We start from the raw sequence: 224 nt of genomic DNA, 5'->3' as shown, positions 1-224 counted from the left end.
CTAGCTAAATCAGACAGTAAACAGTTAAAGCAAGAAATAAAACAGCTGCAAAAAGAGCTTAATCGTAAAGATAAAGCCTTAGCTGAAACAGCCGCTCTGCTTGTTCTCAAAAAAAAAGCGGATGCCATTTGGGGTTTCAACGAGGACGATTAACGACGTCGACTGAGCGACATGAATTGATAAAGCTCATTACAGAAGCGCAGGATTCAGGGGCAAGGCAGAAG

General features: G+C 42.4%; 1 pseudogene. It reads left to right on the top strand.

The features are described from left to right. Positions 1-224: pseudogene (locus H5187_RS25315) on the top strand (IS3 family transposase); the annotation flags it as partial.

The organism is Pseudoalteromonas sp. SG44-1 (genome assembly GCF_014164315.1).
Classification (GTDB): domain Bacteria; phylum Pseudomonadota; class Gammaproteobacteria; order Enterobacterales; family Alteromonadaceae; genus Pseudoalteromonas; species Pseudoalteromonas rhizosphaerae.
The sequence above is the reverse complement of the archived record's forward strand: the minus strand, read 5'-3'. Positions and strand labels throughout refer to the sequence as shown.